This is a genomic window from Bacteroidales bacterium, assembly GCA_023228145.1.
Taxonomy (GTDB): domain Bacteria; phylum Bacteroidota; class Bacteroidia; order Bacteroidales; family CAIWKO01; genus CAIWKO01.
In genome coordinates this window covers 21215-37802 of record JALOBU010000031.1, presented here as the reverse complement: position 1 = coordinate 37802, position 16588 = coordinate 21215, and the positions used below count along the sequence as shown (strand labels likewise).

Sequence of the window (16588 nt, the reverse complement as noted above, 5' to 3'; positions counted from 1 at the left end):
CTGATTTTCTGTAAATCGTTTTGCTTTCATATAGCTAATTTAAAATTAAAATTCAATACGAAACGCCTCGCTGGCGCTTCGGCTAAACTCTAATCTCAAATGGCCGACTTTCAGGTAAGCTTACAAAATACTTCCATAAATATGATAATATCGGAATCTGTCAGGAAATATTTTCTCAAGTTTCTTACCAAGAAAATGACAAAGTCTTATCCTGTTTTGTGGAGAATTATTATCAGGAAAAATATAATGGATGAGGAATATTTTTAATTGTTCATTCTTTTCTAGGTATGGCCATAATTTAAGTACATTGGTATTGGGATGTTTCTGCCCTTTTTCGCATTCCATAAACACAAAACTTGAATCACTTAATTTTGCATAATTATCTACATTCCCCCATCCGTCCAATGAGAACTCAGAATCATAAAAATCGAGTTTCAGACTTTTCCCAAATTTTTCTGATATAACAATATTCTCAGGTGCTGTTGCTTTCATCTCATTTGCTATTACTTCTTGTTTGAAATGTTCTTTAGCCCTTTAATAATAAGAAAAACCAATTCATGTATATTAATGCTATCAAACAAAATTTGGTTTTCCTCCACAGTAAGTCCATTCTGCTCTGATAAAGTTTCAACTTTATATTTCTTGAAAAAATCGACAAGAAAGGTATAATCCAGTGGTACAGGAAATTTATCTGATGCGTATTTCCTAAAATCGTTTAAGAATGCTGTATCAAACTGAAATTCGTTTGTCATTTGCGGTGGAATACTTCCAGATATAATATCGATTATTGATTTTGTTGCACCACCAAAGCCACCTAACAAATAAACAGCATTACCAGCATTTAAGGCGTGGAAAGTTTCCTCTACAATTCCCGGGAAATATCCTGTATAGCCTTTTTGTCTTCCACCCAAGACAATTCTTGCATTGCTTTCCTTTGCCATTTGGATCCTCATGTCAGCATAACACTCAGAATATAAAAAACGGTCCTCAACATTTTCTAAAGGCTTGTAATCCTTCCTGGGATCTGGATCCCCAAGATGCTTGGGAACCGGCAAAATCCTGGCTTCAACTTGTTTTTTTAAGAAGTCGGCAAGGTCATTGTCCGTAAGAAATCTTGAGTTGGGGAAAGGAAAATAATTAACAAAGCGAGCTTCTCTATCGCTTAGATATTTGTACTGATAAGAAAGCTCAGAAAACAGTGCAGTAAAGCCGTTATGACGTAAATCTCCACCATAAAGCATGGTAGCACCATTTACCAACAAATACCTTGCAATCTCAATGGTAGCATCTTTTATATGGTTCTCAGATAAACCCAATTGTTCAAGCTCTTCGCTGCCGGAAACCGAAATTGCAATTCGTTTTCCATACAATGTAGTTTTCTGAACCGTATCTTTTTTCTCCGAAATTCCTGAAATATTTTTCTTTGTCATTTTCATTTCTATCACAGTGTTGGTAATAAAATTGGCGTAATGAATTTAATATCCTTGTCAATCTCGTTCAGAAGTTTTAATTCTTCTGCACCAAGGGGAGGCTCCGGGTATAGAATCACTAATTGCCCCTTTGCAGTATCCTTCTTTTTATGGATATAGATATAATTGAAAAGTTCAGGAGGTGTGGTAATAGAAACGAATTCGACACCAGCGGATGCGAATTCCTTTTGAAAAGATTCCAGTAATTCATGTTGGAACAGATTGTTCAATACCTGACAAAGAGTGAGGTTAACGATTTCAACAAAGCTCTCTTTTTCATCTTCCTTGATAGTAATTGTTGGCATATTGCCCAAATATGGGAAGGCCCTTTTTTCACCATTCTTTATATCATGAACAACAACAATGGAGCAATTATTACGCTTGGCCACCAATACTTCAATTCTACACCATTCCCTTGATGAATACTCATCAGTGTGAAAAACAACCAATGCAGCATCTTTTATATTGCCCTCAATCTGTTTTTCGAATTCATAACCATCTGCAATATCAACCGTATCAAAAAATACATCCAGTTTTAATTCAGCATCGACAAATGCCTTGAATCTCTTTGTAATTTCGAGACCATCTTTTTTTGCATGGCTCAAGAATAATTTTACAGGAGAAGGAATGCGGTTTTCATCTTTGTCTTCATAGGTGGGCTGGAAATTCATGAGCAATCGCGCACAATCATGTAGTAATTCAGATTTTAAAGTCTTTATTGAAAAATCAAGATTCGCAGGGACGGTGAAATCACCCTTGTAAGCTCTAATGAATTGAAGCGAGGTTAATCCACAACCGATTTCATGGGCAGACGCATATAATGAAACTGGAAAAATTCTTGTGTTATTGTCCACTAATTTTGTTAGCTCCACGGTATATGCGCGGAAATCAGCATCAAGAAAGAAATGCTGGTCAATCAGTAAAACTAAAGCGTTACGTGTTGCATTTTTTGTATCAATTGCAATGGGAGTTTTATTTGATGAATCAGAGCGATAATAAACCGGGATTCCCAAGCCTCGTGAAAGAGGATCATTAACATCCCTACAAAAGATGCTGTAAATATTATTGGCAATTCTTTTGCCTTCAGTGAATTTGGGATGCCAAACCACATAAAGGGAAAGCGGATATTTTAACCTGTTTTTCATTCGCATGTATTTCTGTTCATTTGAGGAATTGATTTATTAATTATTTTTTCAGAGTCATTTCTTCTGCGAAAAGCAGATTCAAGCCATTGCTGAAATTTCACTCTATCTTCAGTCCAATCGTATAGATTAGCATAGCCTGAATCAAGATTTGCGGCTAAACGCTTAGGTAAGTTAGCTGGATTATACGATTTACCAGGACCAAAATCGGGATGATCAGGTAATAAAATACCAACCAAACCGGCATAATTATCTCCAACTTTTAAATTTAATGCACCTGAAATTTCCCAATCAACGTGCATTCGACATTTTGTTTTAGGACCTATTAATACCACAAGCACAGTTGTATCAGACAAATATCCTTTTTGAATTAATTGCTTGACATATTCATCGCTATTATCCGAGTCTATATCATCTTTCCCAACGGACTTACTTACTATCAAATCTCCGAATAAATTCTCAAACTTCTCTTTATAAATTTGATCATCATGATGGTAGTAACTTACAAATGTCTTTCGCTTAGTTATATTTTTGGGAAGATCAAACGCCCATGAATAGTAACCATTAGTATATGAAAAAGGCTCACCTCTAATCCAATTATCTTTTTTATTAGGATTAGGAGTCATAATTGAAATCCGAGAACCTTCATTTGTTCTATTGACCATCCAATGTCTCAAACGATTTTCACCTTCTGAGAGCGTGGCACCATCAAATTCATATGCAAAAACATCTTTTATCAGAGGCTGATCATCCCTGAAAGAAAGCTTAGTAATAAAATATTCTTTTGTTGGCATAATAAATAATTTTAATAAACATCGCTGATTAAATCATCCATCACACTATGTAAAGGATTTGCATAATTAGTGTGATCACTCATCATTCTCGATTCAAGTAAAAATTCTTTCGTTTTACCCGATAATTGCTGGATAAATATATTAAGGTCATAAATATCGCGAATGATTTTTGTTGTTCTGATATACTCAGGTAATTTCCCTTTTGGAATACCCTTTAGACAAATCGCCCCGAGTTCAGTTTTATCATATCCATAGCCGATTTCAAATGGCACCCAAGTTGATAAAATTGTATTGGGTGAAACAACAACCATCATATGGCTGCTGTTATTGATCCCATTGCAAATGGACATTGTTACTTCATTTGGTTTGTCATTTTCTCTTTGTAATCGCAAATCATTGTCATACTCATCAAAATAAACTTCTATACCAGCATTCTGAAAATATTCAGCTATTGCTCTAGCATCATCTTTGTCATCCTTTTGGTGAGAAATAAAGATACATTTTTTACCAAGATTTAAAAACTGTGCTCTTGATGAATACTTAGTAGAAGCATAAAACCTGTTAATTGCTTTCATATTATTAAAATCTTAATCCAAAAAAATCAACATAATCATTTTCCATTCTTTCCCTGTTGTTGCAAATTTTGTATACATTATTTGTTCTGTTCCAATATGCCCAGTTGACCTTACTTTCAAAGTCCTTTGCAAGATTCTCCCATTTCATACTCACTGCATATCCTGATTCAATATTATCCTTTAACCTGTTTGGCACTGAATGCGAATCAGTGGGGAGATAAATTGCCAAGAGTCCATTGGGTTTAAATGATTTTAAAGGATCGGTTGGGTGCGTATAAGCCCTCAGAGATGCCCAAATCTCTAAATCAATCCATTTACGATGACCAGTTCTTTCCCCAATCAATACTACAGTGACAGAACAATTACGCATTTTTTCCCTAATCTTTTTATAAATGGTTTCTTCTGTGAGATGACCGATATCATCTTTCAGTGAGCGATCTGATACCTCCATGCGTGATATAACCTTTCGTAATTTTTCGAGATACTTTTGGTCTCTGTCGTGATGGTAACTTACAAAACAATTTCTTGATTTCTTTTCCATGATCTATATTTTAGAATTAACCCTAATTTTCCCAGTAAGCAATTTCTGCATCAGCCCTTTTTTCTGCTGTTTGAGGGCTTCTAATTTTTTTTCCTGAATTTTTACCTCATTACCAGCAGCAGATAAAACTTCTGCAATTTTTGTTTGTTCATCTTTTGAAGGATTGGGGAGTTTAACGGTACAGAAATCATCAAAACTGATTTGTTTCCCGTCCCTTATTCCTATCACTGCTATTGCCAAATGGCCAATGAAATCGTATGATTTGAAATAGTACTTGTAGAAATCATGGTCAATTGGTTTTATCGGCTTTAGCACGGTATATGCAGGACTAACCAAGCCACGATATTCGGAATATTCCAACCCACCCTGAAAGGAGCGTAAACTAATTATGAAATCTCCGGGTTCGACTAATTTGAACGAATTAGTATCGCCAGAAGGCATGGTGACACGACCTTCAAGCATATCACGGGGGATAGCGCCCCTGTCTTGAGTGACTGATAATAGTTGTTCGTTTCCATTATTATTTTTTGTAGAGATGCTTTTAAAAATGCTATCGGCAGTAATTTTAACCCATCTTGTTTCTTCAAAGCCATTGATTCTTTTCTTCCCAGTAAGCAACTGCTGTTGCAGGCCGCGGTTGCGCTCTTTGAGTTTATTAATGAGTTGCTTGGTTTTGGAGATGGCAGTGTCCCAGGTGGAGAGGATCGCGGCAATTTTTTGTTGTTCGGGGAGAGGGGGAATAGGAAAAGGGAATGATGAAACATAATCCCAGTCGGCTCTAGGCATTTTAGACCCTGATGAAACATTAGCAACCTGAATAAACCGGCTTGTTTGGACTAAACGAAATAAGAATTCATTATTACATTTAGTATCTTTTGAAGTCATTACCCAAACTTCGCTTGAACATACACCATTAAATTCTGCAAGCCAGTACTTTTGAAGATATGGTCTTAACTTTCCAAATAAAACCTGTCCTTTTTGAAATATATTTTTTGTACTTTTCTGTTCAGATGAATTTAGCCAACCATTAATTGCTCCTGTTCCCTGTTCGAAATGCTCAAGCTCTAAACACTTTATGTTTTCATTTTCAGCTGGTGCATATTTGCCCTTTTCGAGTTTTGTGAATTCACCAAATTCCATCACATCCCAATCATTAGGAATTGGCCCAAGTGGAGAGGGTTTGAAGCCGGGATTTATTTTATTTTTTATTTTCATTATAGCTTTTTTCTACGAAGTTCTAATTCGTTTGCCTGTGTCTCCATATAATCAAAAAGACTATTTGCAACATTTACTGCCCATGTTTTAATAAATTCCTCAGAATAAATGTCATTATATTTATTTTTCTCAAAAGCAATTTTTTTGATTTTTTTAGAAAATTCAGGGTCAGAAATCAATACTAAAGACCTTACTATTTTTTCATCAATTTCTTTAGGCCCAATTAACATCTTAATATTAAAATACCGTTGCTCGAACACAATATCACAAATCATATGTATATTGAAACTATCATCCTCATCATTAAATCTATTAAGGAATAAACGAACTTCATATTTGCTTTCTGAACCATTTTTCGCAAAACCAATTAAATGCTGAATTATATTTTCAAATTTATCAACAGCAAATGGGCTAACAGGGAATGTATTTATAGCCGTAGTAGCGCCTTTGTTATAAAACCAATCACTTGATTTAAACAAGCTCTTAAATCGATTTAATTCTATCTCCAAAGCTTTAAGATACTTTATATAAACATCGTTAATGATTCTTTCAACTGAATTTTTACTTTTTAGTACAATTTTATTTTTTGCTTTAAGGGATTTCTTTAGTAATTGTACTTTTTTATCCAGATCGCCTATTTCTTCAATACTTTCACCATTTGCAGCTTTTATTGAGATTTCCAATGACCACAACAATTGATTTTCAATATACCTTACAAATGCATCCAAATCACCGGTATCGGCTTTATTTAAAGCCATCAGATATTCTTTCTTTTCGCTATCTTTAATAATTATCGGAGGAAAGCCATTTTTTAGTAATACATAATTAGTCAGCAGCCTTGCAACGCGTCCATTACCATCATCAAACGGATGGATACGAACGAATTTATAATGCATCATAGCAGCCAACCTCAAGGGGTGCACCTTGCTGTCTGCTGATTGTGCTCTATAAAAATCCATCAAATCCTTCATCAAAATTGGCGTGTCTTCAGGAGAAGCATAATGAAATATTTCTCCATTTTCGAGCCGCACAGAATTTGAGGTTTGTTTATAGCTACCGGGTATTATCTCTTTTCTTGTAGGTTGACCATCTGGAGTGATCGCTTCTTTCCAAAAAGGACGGACAAGCAATATTGCATTTAGTTGCCGAATGAAACTTTCTGTAAGGTCGCGTTCATTATCCTGAGAAAGATCAACCACCATTTTTATGGCGACATCATGAGCTTTCATTTCTTCAATTTCACGTCCTGAATAATCCCCCGAGATTTTATCAAAAATCAATAATAATTCAGTATGTCCATATGTTAGAGTATTACCTTCCAAATGATTTGAATTAAAGTTCCATTCCAACCTGAATTTTTTCCATAGGCGTTGTTCATCCTGTGGTTTTAGTGGCTGTAATCTCAATAATTGATTTTTAAGAGTATCAACTTTGTTGAAGTTTTCGATTTTTGTCATAATAATAAATTTTAAAATCCTAATTCTTTTAAATAATTCTCCATTTGTTTTTCCACTTCTGCGAGTTCCGTTTTTAGCTTTGATATTTCGGTTTTAGTTGCCGGAATATCCACTTCAGGTTCTTCTTCAAATGTGTCGACATAACGGGGAATGTTCAGGTTGAAATCGTTCTCTTTAATATCATTTATGGTGGCACGATACGCATATTTATTTTCAATTACCACACCAGTTTCAGAAGTGCAGGATGGTGATGATTTAAAGGCCTTAAAGGTATCAACAATATGATTTATATCCCCGGCACGAAGGATGTTTTGATTTTTACCCGGTTCATATTCGCGGCTGGCATCAATGAACAACACATCTTTATTTCCCTTTTTTCCACGATTAAATATGAGGATAGCCGCAGGGATTCCTGTCCCATAGAAAAGGTTTGCAGGGAGGCCAATGACTGCCTCGAGCAGATTTTCTTCGATAAATTTCTTACGAATAACTCCTTCGGAACTTCCCCGGAAGAGTACACCATGAGGAACGATAACACCAACCTTGCCTATATCTTCGTATGTGGTTTCGATCATGTGGGAAATGAAAGCATAGTCGCCTTTACTTTTGGGCGGAATACCGCGATGAAAACGACTATACTGATCGGCAGCGGCATGTTCAGCACCCCATTTATCGAGTGAGAACGGAGGATTTGCAACAACAATATTGAATTTCATCAGTTTTTCGCCTTCCAGCAATTTTGGGTTGTTCAACGTATCGCCCCATTCAATGGTAGCATTATCCTGCTCGTGCAGGAACATGTTCATACGACATAAGGCCCAGGTGCTGCCAATAGCTTCCTGTCCGTAAAGAGAGTAATTTGTACTGCCCACTTCACCAGAAACTTTTATTAATAACGAACCAGAACCGCAAGCCGGGTCACAAATTCTGTTGCCGGGTTTTGGCTCCACGAGTTTGGCAAGCAACTCAGATACCTGGCTTGGCGTGTAAAATTCACCGGCTTTTTTTCCTGCAGCACCGGCAAACTGTGCTATCAGATATTCATAGGCATCACCAATAACATCGTTACCTTCGAGATGGGATGGCTGAAGATCGAGTGAAGAAAAGTCAACCAAAAGATTTTTAAGGATGCGGTTACGCTCTTTGGTCTGTCCGAAGACTGCTTCAGAATTAAAGGAGATATTGCGGAAAACGTTTGCCAGTTTATTACGGTTTTCGTCTTCAAGACCGGTAAGCGCAATGTCAATCAACTCGCCTAAATTGGCTTCGTTACGTTTTTCATAAAGAAAGTCAAAGGTACTTGCGTCAGGTAACTGAAAGCGTTCGTTACGCATAGCCCGTTCGATCCGCACAAGGTCTCCCTCATATTTTTCGGAGTAAAGTGCTTTTTTATCTTTCCAGACATCTGAAACATATTTAAGAAATAACATTGTAAGAACATAATCTTTGTATTGTGAGGGGTCAACAACACCCCGAAAGGTGTCGCATGCTTTCCAAACAATATTATTAATTTCCTTCTGATTGATTTTTTTCTGTTCCATGAATTTTATTTTAAAATATTTGAAATTACGGATTGGTACAATTCAGTTTTATATTTTAACAATTGGGATGATAATTCAAAGTCCTTTCGGTACAATGAATTCAATGCAACGACATTTTTCTGCATTGAAACAGGTAAAACCGGAATCATTAAACTTCCGAGTTCGGATTTACGAATAGACGGAATGGAACTACCGGCACCGAACTGTTTGAAAAATTCCTGATTCTTTGGTAAATTAAAGAAAGTAGTCAGATATTCTGGTAGTACCTTATTTATGTCAGGGCGTATCACGAAGAAGATAGCTGAAGCAACAGCGGGACCAAAGTCATTATGATAACACCAGGCAAAGTACCGGAAGCCTTTGCTTATAAAAAGAACATCACCGTCCTGTAGTATATGGGATAGATCCTTGTCCCCGATGTTGATAAAACTATCGGAAGGGTTTATAAGAAAACCATTGTTGTCAAAGTAGTTAGCCTGAATATAGTTATATTTGCCTTTGGATGCAGATTTACTATAAAAACCGAAACGGATATCAGAAATGTCTTTAAGTGGAATTTTTGTCATTATTTTATAATTATATTCAAAACCTTGTGCAAATATACGAAAAAAAATGCAAATAGCAAGAAAAAAGATTATTATTTTATTCAAAATGTTTATAAATTTTTATTTACAAAAGCAATAATTTATCTAAATAGCTTATTTGGTGATAGTTGTATAAATATGTTATAAAATTGTACAAATTTAAACTAAACACATATATAAAAATAGGTAAAAATTACACTTAATAAATGCAGCTCATTAATAATGTGTGAATTACAAATTTAATAAAACAAAAGGGAGAAAAACGCTGCATTTACGTTGGAACGATGGAAACGCATATATATGTGCCTTCAAACGTTCAAACGTTGTGGTTGTGAGGAAGCGGTGTAAAACTTGCGATTTTGATGAAATCATGTATTTAAGCAATACTTTGATAGAGTATGTTAGTATTTTGTGATTTATTGACTATTTTTTTATTTTAACTTTTTTGCTTATCCAAAAAAGTTACCAAAAAGGATAGTCATAACGATGTTTCCACCCGCACTAATAAAAACGTGAAAATCAGCTGAAGTAGTGCCTTCGGAACGAAGGCAAAGGCTTTACAAGCCCCTTCAGCGATTTTCTATGTTTTTATTATTCACGCCAACGCCGGCCCGCCGTTATGACGGGCCATCGCTCTTAACAAGCTAAAAACAAACCTTGTTTTGCAACGAAATTTCCTGAAGGCCAGTCTTTAGGTCAAAATAATTCGAGGGAAATGGGTTGGAGGCGGTAGATTAATGTTTTACCCTGTTTTTCTTTGACAAGGTGGCAATCTTTGTAATCTTTGTCGCGAAGGATGGCTTTGGTGTCGATGATCTCACGGAGGCGGTCATCCATTAATCTTTCAGTACAACTAAACTCCTGGCATAACTGAGAAAGAATCTCACGACGGGATAAGGGTTCGGATAAAATAATTTCAATTTTTTCAATAATATCAAGGGAGCTGGCTTTTTGTTTCTTGTGCTGCATCAATTCAAAAACAACATCCTGATCGGCAAGGACGAGGGAGTTGTCTTCATCGGAGTACTGGACATAAAAAGGTTCGTGTTTTTTGGAACTCCGACATTTGAGGTAAGCGACTTTGACGAGATCCATTTCCTTGCGTTCAGAATCTTTTTCAAAACCAACCTGAATGACGGTGGAAGCCTTATTCATTATTTCGGTACCCAGGTGGCCACGGGCCTTGTCAACGCTGCCAGGGTTCTCGTGGATGAGGCAAAGGAAGGTGACATCGTAACGGTTGATGGTTATGTTCATCATGTCAATCAGAGCCATGCTGTCCTTTGCATCGTTGAAGTTGTAAACGCAGTCAGTAATGACATCGAGCACAATAAAAATATGGCGGCTGTACTTGGTGCGGACATGTTCTAAATATTCATTGAGAACCTCGAAACGTTCTTTACGTTCAAACTCGAGCAGGGAAATGTAGTCGAAGTTATCGGGATTGTCTTCGATTTCGTAGCCGGCCATGACCTGAATCTGCTGCAAGGCATAAGGGAGCTGCTCGGAAAGGTTGCGTTCGGTGTCCACATAACAAATAGCATAGGATTTGAAAATATCGGCATGGAAGCCAAGAAACTCTTTTGAGCATTCGGGGGTTTTGAGCAGGGAACTGCAGATGATCTGTGCCAGGCGGCTTTTATGGACACCGGCTTTTCCCTGGAGCACGTTGATGGTCTTGGGGAAGAAAACAGGGTTTTCGTTCTGGCTCAGGATGGGGTTTGAAAAAATGATCTTCTGAGATTTGTTGACAGCAAGGACCTCACGGGTTTTAAGGACTTTGTCGAGGCGGGATATATCGGGCACCGGTATAGGTGCTGTCACGCCCGGGACAAGGGCTGCTGAAGCAAGTTCGTTGATGGTTTCAGGATTCATTTTGAGACGGAAGAAGTCGGAAATGTCTTTGCCATCAGGCATATCCGGCAGGGTGATCTTTTTCAGTCCGTGTTGTTTTGAGAGTTTTTCGGATTGGGCTTTTCCGGTGGCATCGATATCGTAAAGTATCATCACATGCTTGCATCGGGATTGAAGAGTTTTGAGGGTTTCGGCAGGGAGGTTTGCTGTTTCACTATTCAGGGACACGGCAGAGAGGCCATGAGCGGCAAGAGACATGACATCTTTTTCGCCTCCAGTAATAAAAATGTATTCAGAGAAATCAGGAAGCTGTTCCATGCCGAAAAGAAAATTTTCAGGCTTGTTACCAAGGTACTGAAAGCGGAATTTGGTGTCGAGTGGTTTGTATAGTTTTGCCCAGGAATGGTGTATATAAGCATAGACCGGAAAGTTGTCGTTGCTGGTGATGGTGTATGACCGGCCATCACGGTTTTTTGCAGAAAAAGTTTCGACGGAGCTGAGGTGAAAGCGGTCCAAAACCGGAACGGTGATGCCGTATTGCAACCACCAGGCAAGTTCTTTGTGAGTGAATCCGCGCACACGAAGGGAAGATGAAGGGAAAGCAATTTCATTTACCGAGGCGTGCAAACTTGGTGTCAAAATACTCTGAGCATTATCATCGGTAAGTCCGAGGGACATCATGGAGTTGATGTGTTCCAATGCTTCCGGAAAAGAACAAGAGTAGAGTTTCATTACCAAGTCGAAGCAGGAGCCATCATCGCCGGTGGCGAAGTCTTTGAAGCGCCAGTCACGGCTTTGTGAGGAAAAATAGAGGTTGAAGGATGGGGTTTGCTGCTTTTCACGCAAGAAAGGGTTGCTGATGTGCTGACCTGCTGTGAGGTTGCCGCCGCGCGTGTTGTAAGGATGCAAGAAGTGATTGAGAATGTCGTAGGCGGTTACTTTGGAGAGGATGCTATCTTTGGTGATATTCATAAGGTGAAAGTTAAAAGGTGAAAGTGGAAAGGTAAAAGGTATTGGGTAATTGGTAGAAGGGTAAAGGGTAGATGGTAGTATGGTAGAGGGTAAATGGTAGAAGGAGCAAGTTACAAGTTGGCAAGTTGCAAGTTGCAGGTTTGCCATGAGGCCCCAGCTGACTTCGATGAGCTCAGTCAGCGTGGGGTGGCAAAGTCGAAGCGGTGTAAAAGCTCTATTTGAAGGCTTTGATGTAGTGCTTTTCGAGGTGTGAACGGAGGTCGGAGGCTTTGAAGTATATTTTGCCACCGATCTGGGAAAAGCTCAGCGTACCGTTGTCACGGTAGGTTTGGAGGGTTCGTTTTGATACTTTTAACAGCTGACAAGTGTCCTGGATGTCAAGCCAATCGTCACCAAGAATGGGTCTGCCAATAGCTTTTTCGATGCTTGCATTGATGCCATCAATTTTTTTGATGAGATCCTGAAATGTCTGGGATTCGAAGGTGATAATTTCCATGATTTTTTAATTTTAAAATTTTTTAATGTGGCCCCACTCCTATCCTATCATTGCTTTTGAGGTTTCAGAATGCAGCCGATTGTACACGATTTTTGGTTGCAACAAAAAACTAAGGCAAAGGAATGAGGAAGAAAAAATTCCTCAATGAAAAAAAAGGTCGCAAAAAATTCGCAGTGGACTAATGGAAATTAAACACCGTACAAGTGCGATGAATCAATGCGTTTCGGGCTGCCAGATTTTAGTCGCTTATCAGCCCTGTAGGGTTTCAGAAGAGTACGGAGTGTTGAAGAACTGAAATCATTTCGATCCTTGTCAATGAAGTTTCTTTCAATAAAATCAGCAATCTGAGCGGGTTTCATGCTGAAAACTGGTAGTCCGCCCATGTAGCTTTTTGTAGATAAAGTCAGAAAATGATCGACAAGAACATTAACCTGGCAATTCACAGGATATTTTTCAAAGTTCTGAACCTCTTGATTGACGGGGTGCGACTTTTTGTCAAAAATAGTCGCATCAGAGCAGTCGAGCTCCGCAGGAGTCGAAGCTCCGTAAAGGTGCGGAAAATCAGGGTAGGACTTTTTTTGATCTGCTGAATTGCCCGTATCATGGGCGATATAATCCTCGTTTTTCGGGACAGGCATATACCGGAAGATATACGGATATTTTTTGCGGACCGGAAGGGAATGGAAAAACTCCAGGCGAAGCTCTTCCTCGGTTTCGTTGACAGGAATCACAAAGGGTTTAAAGAATTTCCGGTAATAAACAATAAGGCGAATCAAAAAAAGGTTCAGGACAAAAAGGATGTAAACATCGGAGTTGTCGGTTATAAATGTGCCTTTGTCCTGAAGCTTTGAAAAGGCAATACGCGCATCATGGGCAATCTGCTTGGTTTTCTGGATGTGCTTATTGGCGTATAAGGAAAGTTTCTCTGTAGAATCAATAGATTCGAGGAACTTGTTTGATCGTATCTTGATGCGTTCGAACTCGTCCGCCATCAGGGTGAGGAAGTAAGCCGATTTCTGATCCGGCGCCGGGGGAATGTCGATAAAGTCATTAAGATCATAATGTTTACGCGGTCTAATAGTTACATCTGCTATCTTACCTGTATCATCTTCTTTAATGTCAATGAGAATGTCATCAAGAGAACGGTAGCCATAAATAGTAATGTCCATCTCATCCAGAAGCTTGCGGACTAATTTTTTGTCGGTTGCTTTGAGGATGGTCATGGTATTTTCGTCACGTACTAAATGTTTGATTTTACTCAATTTAGAGTTTTCGGGAAGGAACGGTCTTAAGCGCCCATTGGCGATTTCGTTGAAAATGTTGAGCTGTACTGAGGTATGTATATTCGGTTTCATTTTACAAAATTACAGCAGAGAAAAGGAAGGAAAAAGGATGTTGATAAATATTTGTTGCTACGCAACTAAAAGGTAATTAGGTGATTAGGTTGATAAGGTTGATAAGGGGTTGAAAATGAGAAATAAGAAATTATCAACAAAAAAACGGATGGAATTTTTAAAGAAAGGAACCAAAAACATCCCGCCGGCAGGATGTTTTGAGAAGGAACAATTAAGAAAATTTATTTATTGAATGCCTTGAAATAGTTTTTTTTCAGGTGATCTTCTATGTCACTGGCTTTGAAATAAATTTTACCCCCGATCTGCGAAAAACTTAATTTTCCGTTGTCACGATAGGTTTGAAGTGTGCGTTTTGAAACTTTAAGAAATCGGCAAGTTTCATCAATATTCAACCAGGTTTCATTTAAAGGTTGAATCTTTTTTTTCTCTTCGATAAATTGTTCGAGCTTGTCGAAACGAGCCATGATCTGATTAAAGGCCATAGCTTCCATAGTGATTACTTCCATGATTTTAAATTTTTAAATGTTTAACAATAGTAAATGAAAGTCTCACCAGGCCTGCAAAGACATTTACAAAAATATAATTTTAGTATCGAAAAACATATATACTTGTAAAATTAAATTGCAGCTAACTATTTTGATTCAAAATAAACGTAATCAATTAATAAATTGTAAGATACGGAGTTAAAGAACAATATTTTGGCAATAAAATCATTTTGCTGCCGATAATTTGATTATATTTGTGGCAAAATAAAAAAGCAATCGAAACAATAGATCACATAAAACAACTCCTCTCCTATTTCCGGAAAAAGAAAGTCTTTACCACCAGGGACCTGGAAGCATATTATATTAGCAGGGAAGGCAGCATCAAGCGGAATACTCTGAACTGGAGGGTACACTACCTTATCGGGAAAGGCGTTTTGACGAGAACAGGGAGAGGACAGTTCAGGATAGGCAAGGAAAAGACATTTGAGCCGGAACTTTCACCACTGATCAGGAAACTTGACAAACATTTAAAAAAATCATTTCCTTTTTTAAAATTCTGTCTCTGGGATGCGGAACAAATACGCGGGCTTTCGCAGCATCTACCCTCTCTCAAACTTACTATTGTGGATGTGGAACGGGATGGGACAGAATCTGTATTTCACAGTTTACAGGATAAGTACAAAAATGTTTTCCTGTTGCCTGACAAGGAAGTCATGGATACTTATGTAATACATTCAAAAGATCCTATCATCGTTAAAGCGCTGGTCAGCGAGTCACCTGTTTATGAAGTTGACGGAATCACAACAGCCAGCATTGAGAAAATACTTGTGGATGTTTATTTCGAGGAAGAATTTGAATCGCTGCACGGCTCCGAAATGCTGCATATTTTTACAAATGCCTTTGAGCGTTACCCCATTAATACCGGTAAGATGCTCAGATACGCTGACCGCAAGAGAAAGAAATCAGAATTAAAGAATTTTTTAATATCAAATAAGCTGGCAGCAAAGTAGTGTTTGCTGCCGATAATTTGAAACATGATAGATCAAAAAACATTTAGCATAGGATGGCTTAACGAGGTGTCTGTAAAAAACAGGAATGCCGATAAAACCCTGATAGAAAAAGTCTGCAGGGCTTTTGCTGTGTTAGAAGGACTCAGCGAAAGCGGGATAGAATTTGTTTTCAAGGGCGGAACCGCACTGATGCTGCTCAGCGGAAGCACTAAAAGACTATCCATTGATATTGACATCGTTGTACCGGAGCATATAGCATTATTACCCAAAGTTGAAAAGGCTGTTTTAAACAAAGGTTTCGTAAAAACTGAAGAGCAGGGCCGGAAGGCAAAGTCGGAGATCGACAAAGCACACTTCAAGTTTTATTATGAGCCTGTACATAAAACAGCACTTGATCTGGATTATGTGTTGCTGGATGTGCTTTATGAAACACCAAAATACAGGCATTTAAAAAAGGTGAAGATAGCCACCCCCTTTATTCTGAATACCGCTGATGCTTTAGAAGTGAATGTGCCAGGGTTCGAAGACATACTCGGTGATAAAATGACAGCTTTTGCACCTAACACAACGGGAGTCACATATACAAAGGGAGGCAACAGCACCGCGATGGAAATATGTAAGCAGTTGTATGACATAGGGATGTTGTTTGACAAGGCTGAAGATATGGAAACTGTTCGGAGAACTTTCCATGAATTTGCCTTGACAGAAGCTAAATACCGTGGCTTGCAAATCAGCGCGGATGATGTTCTCGAAGATATTTATCAGACTGCCTTATGCATCAGCACCAGAGGCCAGGACGGTAAAGGCGATTTTGCAGCATTGCTGGAGGGGATAAACCGGGTGCGAGCATATATATTCTCCGAGCCATATCATATTGAAAGAGCAATTCCCGATGCAGCCAAGGCAGCATACCTGTCAAGCCTGGTAAGATCGGATAAAACACATATCGAAAAATATGTTCAACCGGAACAAATCAGGGACGCCATCATCGACCAGCCATTCAACACGAAGCTAAACAAACTGAAAAAGACAAACCCTGAGGCATTCTTTTACTGGTTTCAGGCCTGTGAACTGATGAAGAAGTTCACGAAATAAACC

16 protein-coding genes are annotated in these 16588 nt (G+C 38.2%); 2 read left to right on the top strand and 14 right to left on the bottom strand.

Annotated elements, in window-relative coordinates:
- Window positions 1-120: 120 nt before the first annotated feature.
- The 14 genes from M0R16_12135 to M0R16_12070 form a co-directional block, all read right to left on the bottom strand.
- On the bottom strand, window positions 121-492 hold the full coding sequence (locus M0R16_12135) for a hypothetical protein (GenBank protein ID MCK9613623.1): 372 nt from the start codon (window positions 490-492) through the stop codon (window positions 121-123).
- Window positions 493-503: 11 nt separating this feature from the next.
- Window positions 504-1430 carry a hypothetical protein gene (locus tag M0R16_12130; GenBank protein ID MCK9613622.1) on the bottom strand — a complete coding sequence of 309 codons (927 nt, stop codon included), beginning with the start codon at window positions 1428-1430 and terminating at the stop codon, window positions 504-506.
- Window positions 1431-1441: 11 nt separating this feature from the next.
- A complete protein-coding gene (locus M0R16_12125; GenBank protein ID MCK9613621.1) occupies window positions 1442-2614 on the bottom strand; it encodes a toll/interleukin-1 receptor domain-containing protein in 1173 nt (390 codons plus the stop codon).
- Window positions 2611-3405, bottom strand: a complete 795-nt coding sequence (locus tag M0R16_12120; GenBank protein ID MCK9613620.1) for a TIR domain-containing protein — start codon at window positions 3403-3405, stop codon at window positions 2611-2613. Before M0R16_12120 ends, M0R16_12125 begins: the two co-directional genes overlap by 4 nt.
- Before the next feature lie 11 nt (window positions 3406-3416).
- Window positions 3417-3980, bottom strand: coding sequence for a toll/interleukin-1 receptor domain-containing protein (locus M0R16_12115; GenBank protein ID MCK9613619.1), 564 nt, complete (start codon window positions 3978-3980; stop codon window positions 3417-3419).
- Between the two features lie 4 nt (window positions 3981-3984).
- Entirely contained in the window at window positions 3985-4521 is a 537-nt protein-coding gene (locus M0R16_12110; GenBank protein ID MCK9613618.1) for a TIR domain-containing protein, read from the bottom strand.
- Window positions 4522-4524: 3 nt separating this feature from the next.
- On the bottom strand, window positions 4525-5736 hold the full coding sequence (locus M0R16_12105; protein ID MCK9613617.1) for a restriction endonuclease subunit S: 1212 nt from the start codon (window positions 5734-5736) through the stop codon (window positions 4525-4527).
- Window positions 5736-7193 carry a Fic family protein gene (locus tag M0R16_12100; GenBank protein ID MCK9613616.1) on the bottom strand — a complete coding sequence of 486 codons (1458 nt, stop codon included), beginning with the start codon at window positions 7191-7193 and terminating at the stop codon, window positions 5736-5738. Before M0R16_12100 ends, M0R16_12105 begins: the two co-directional genes overlap by 1 nt.
- An 11-nt stretch (window positions 7194-7204) precedes the next feature.
- Window positions 7205-8734, bottom strand: a complete 1530-nt coding sequence (locus tag M0R16_12095) for a type I restriction-modification system subunit M (protein MCK9613615.1) — start codon at window positions 8732-8734, stop codon at window positions 7205-7207.
- A gap of 5 nt (window positions 8735-8739) precedes the next feature.
- Window positions 8740-9300, bottom strand: coding sequence for a restriction endonuclease subunit S (locus M0R16_12090; protein ID MCK9613614.1), 561 nt, complete (start codon window positions 9298-9300; stop codon window positions 8740-8742).
- Window positions 9301-10014: 714 nt separating this feature from the next.
- Window positions 10015-11904, bottom strand: a complete 1890-nt coding sequence (locus tag M0R16_12085; GenBank protein MCK9613613.1) for a toprim domain-containing protein — start codon at window positions 11902-11904, stop codon at window positions 10015-10017.
- 454 nt (window positions 11905-12358) lie between these two features.
- Complete coding sequence (locus tag M0R16_12080) at window positions 12359-12640, bottom strand: helix-turn-helix domain-containing protein (GenBank protein ID MCK9613612.1); 282 nt, start codon at window positions 12638-12640, stop codon at window positions 12359-12361.
- A 188-nt stretch (window positions 12641-12828) separates the two neighbouring features.
- Window positions 12829-13995: a hypothetical protein gene (locus tag M0R16_12075; GenBank protein ID MCK9613611.1), complete on the bottom strand. Its 1167-nt coding sequence runs from the start codon at window positions 13993-13995 to the stop codon at window positions 12829-12831.
- Between the two features lie 221 nt (window positions 13996-14216).
- Entirely contained in the window at window positions 14217-14501 is a 285-nt protein-coding gene (locus tag M0R16_12070; GenBank protein ID MCK9613610.1) for a helix-turn-helix domain-containing protein, read from the bottom strand.
- Between the two features lie 233 nt (window positions 14502-14734).
- Here M0R16_12070 and M0R16_12065 point away from each other — a divergent pair, with 233 nt between their 5' ends.
- Together M0R16_12065 and M0R16_12060 are read left to right on the top strand one after the other, a co-directional pair.
- On the top strand, window positions 14735-15490 hold the full coding sequence (locus M0R16_12065; protein MCK9613609.1) for a hypothetical protein: 756 nt from the start codon (window positions 14735-14737) through the stop codon (window positions 15488-15490).
- 24 nt (window positions 15491-15514) lie between these two features.
- Window positions 15515-16585 (top strand): nucleotidyl transferase AbiEii/AbiGii toxin family protein, encoded by a 1071-nt coding sequence (locus M0R16_12060; GenBank protein MCK9613608.1) that lies wholly within the window; start codon window positions 15515-15517, stop codon window positions 16583-16585.
- Window positions 16586-16588: the final 3 nt, after the last annotated feature.

Coding starts and splice junctions, on each gene's coding strand:
- M0R16_12135 (MCK9613623.1), bottom strand. CDS start 492: ATGAAAGCAACAGCACCTGAGAATATTGTTATATCAGAAAAATTTGGG.
- M0R16_12130 (MCK9613622.1), bottom strand. CDS start 1,430: ATGACAAAGAAAAATATTTCAGGAATTTCGGAGAAAAAAGATACGGTT.
- M0R16_12125 (MCK9613621.1), bottom strand. CDS start 2,614: ATGAAAAACAGGTTAAAATATCCGCTTTCCCTTTATGTGGTTTGGCAT.
- M0R16_12120 (MCK9613620.1), bottom strand. CDS start 3,405: ATGCCAACAAAAGAATATTTTATTACTAAGCTTTCTTTCAGGGATGAT.
- M0R16_12115 (MCK9613619.1), bottom strand. CDS start 3,980: ATGAAAGCAATTAACAGGTTTTATGCTTCTACTAAGTATTCATCAAGA.
- M0R16_12110 (MCK9613618.1), bottom strand. CDS start 4,521: ATGGAAAAGAAATCAAGAAATTGTTTTGTAAGTTACCATCACGACAGA.
- M0R16_12105 (MCK9613617.1), bottom strand. CDS start 5,736: ATGAAAATAAAAAATAAAATAAATCCCGGCTTCAAACCCTCTCCACTT.
- M0R16_12100 (MCK9613616.1), bottom strand. CDS start 7,193: ATGACAAAAATCGAAAACTTCAACAAAGTTGATACTCTTAAAAATCAA.
- M0R16_12095 (MCK9613615.1), bottom strand. CDS start 8,734: ATGGAACAGAAAAAAATCAATCAGAAGGAAATTAATAATATTGTTTGG.
- M0R16_12090 (MCK9613614.1), bottom strand. CDS start 9,300: ATGACAAAAATTCCACTTAAAGACATTTCTGATATCCGTTTCGGTTTT.
- M0R16_12085 (MCK9613613.1), bottom strand. CDS start 11,904: ATGAAACTCTACTCTTGTTCTTTTCCGGAAGCATTGGAACACATCAAC.
- M0R16_12080 (MCK9613612.1), bottom strand. CDS start 12,640: ATGGAAATTATCACCTTCGAATCCCAGACATTTCAGGATCTCATCAAA.
- M0R16_12075 (MCK9613611.1), bottom strand. CDS start 13,995: ATGAAACCGAATATACATACCTCAGTACAGCTCAACATTTTCAACGAA.
- M0R16_12070 (MCK9613610.1), bottom strand. CDS start 14,501: ATGGAAGTAATCACTATGGAAGCTATGGCCTTTAATCAGATCATGGCT.
- M0R16_12060 (MCK9613608.1), top strand. CDS start 15,515: ATGATAGATCAAAAAACATTTAGCATAGGATGGCTTAACGAGGTGTCT.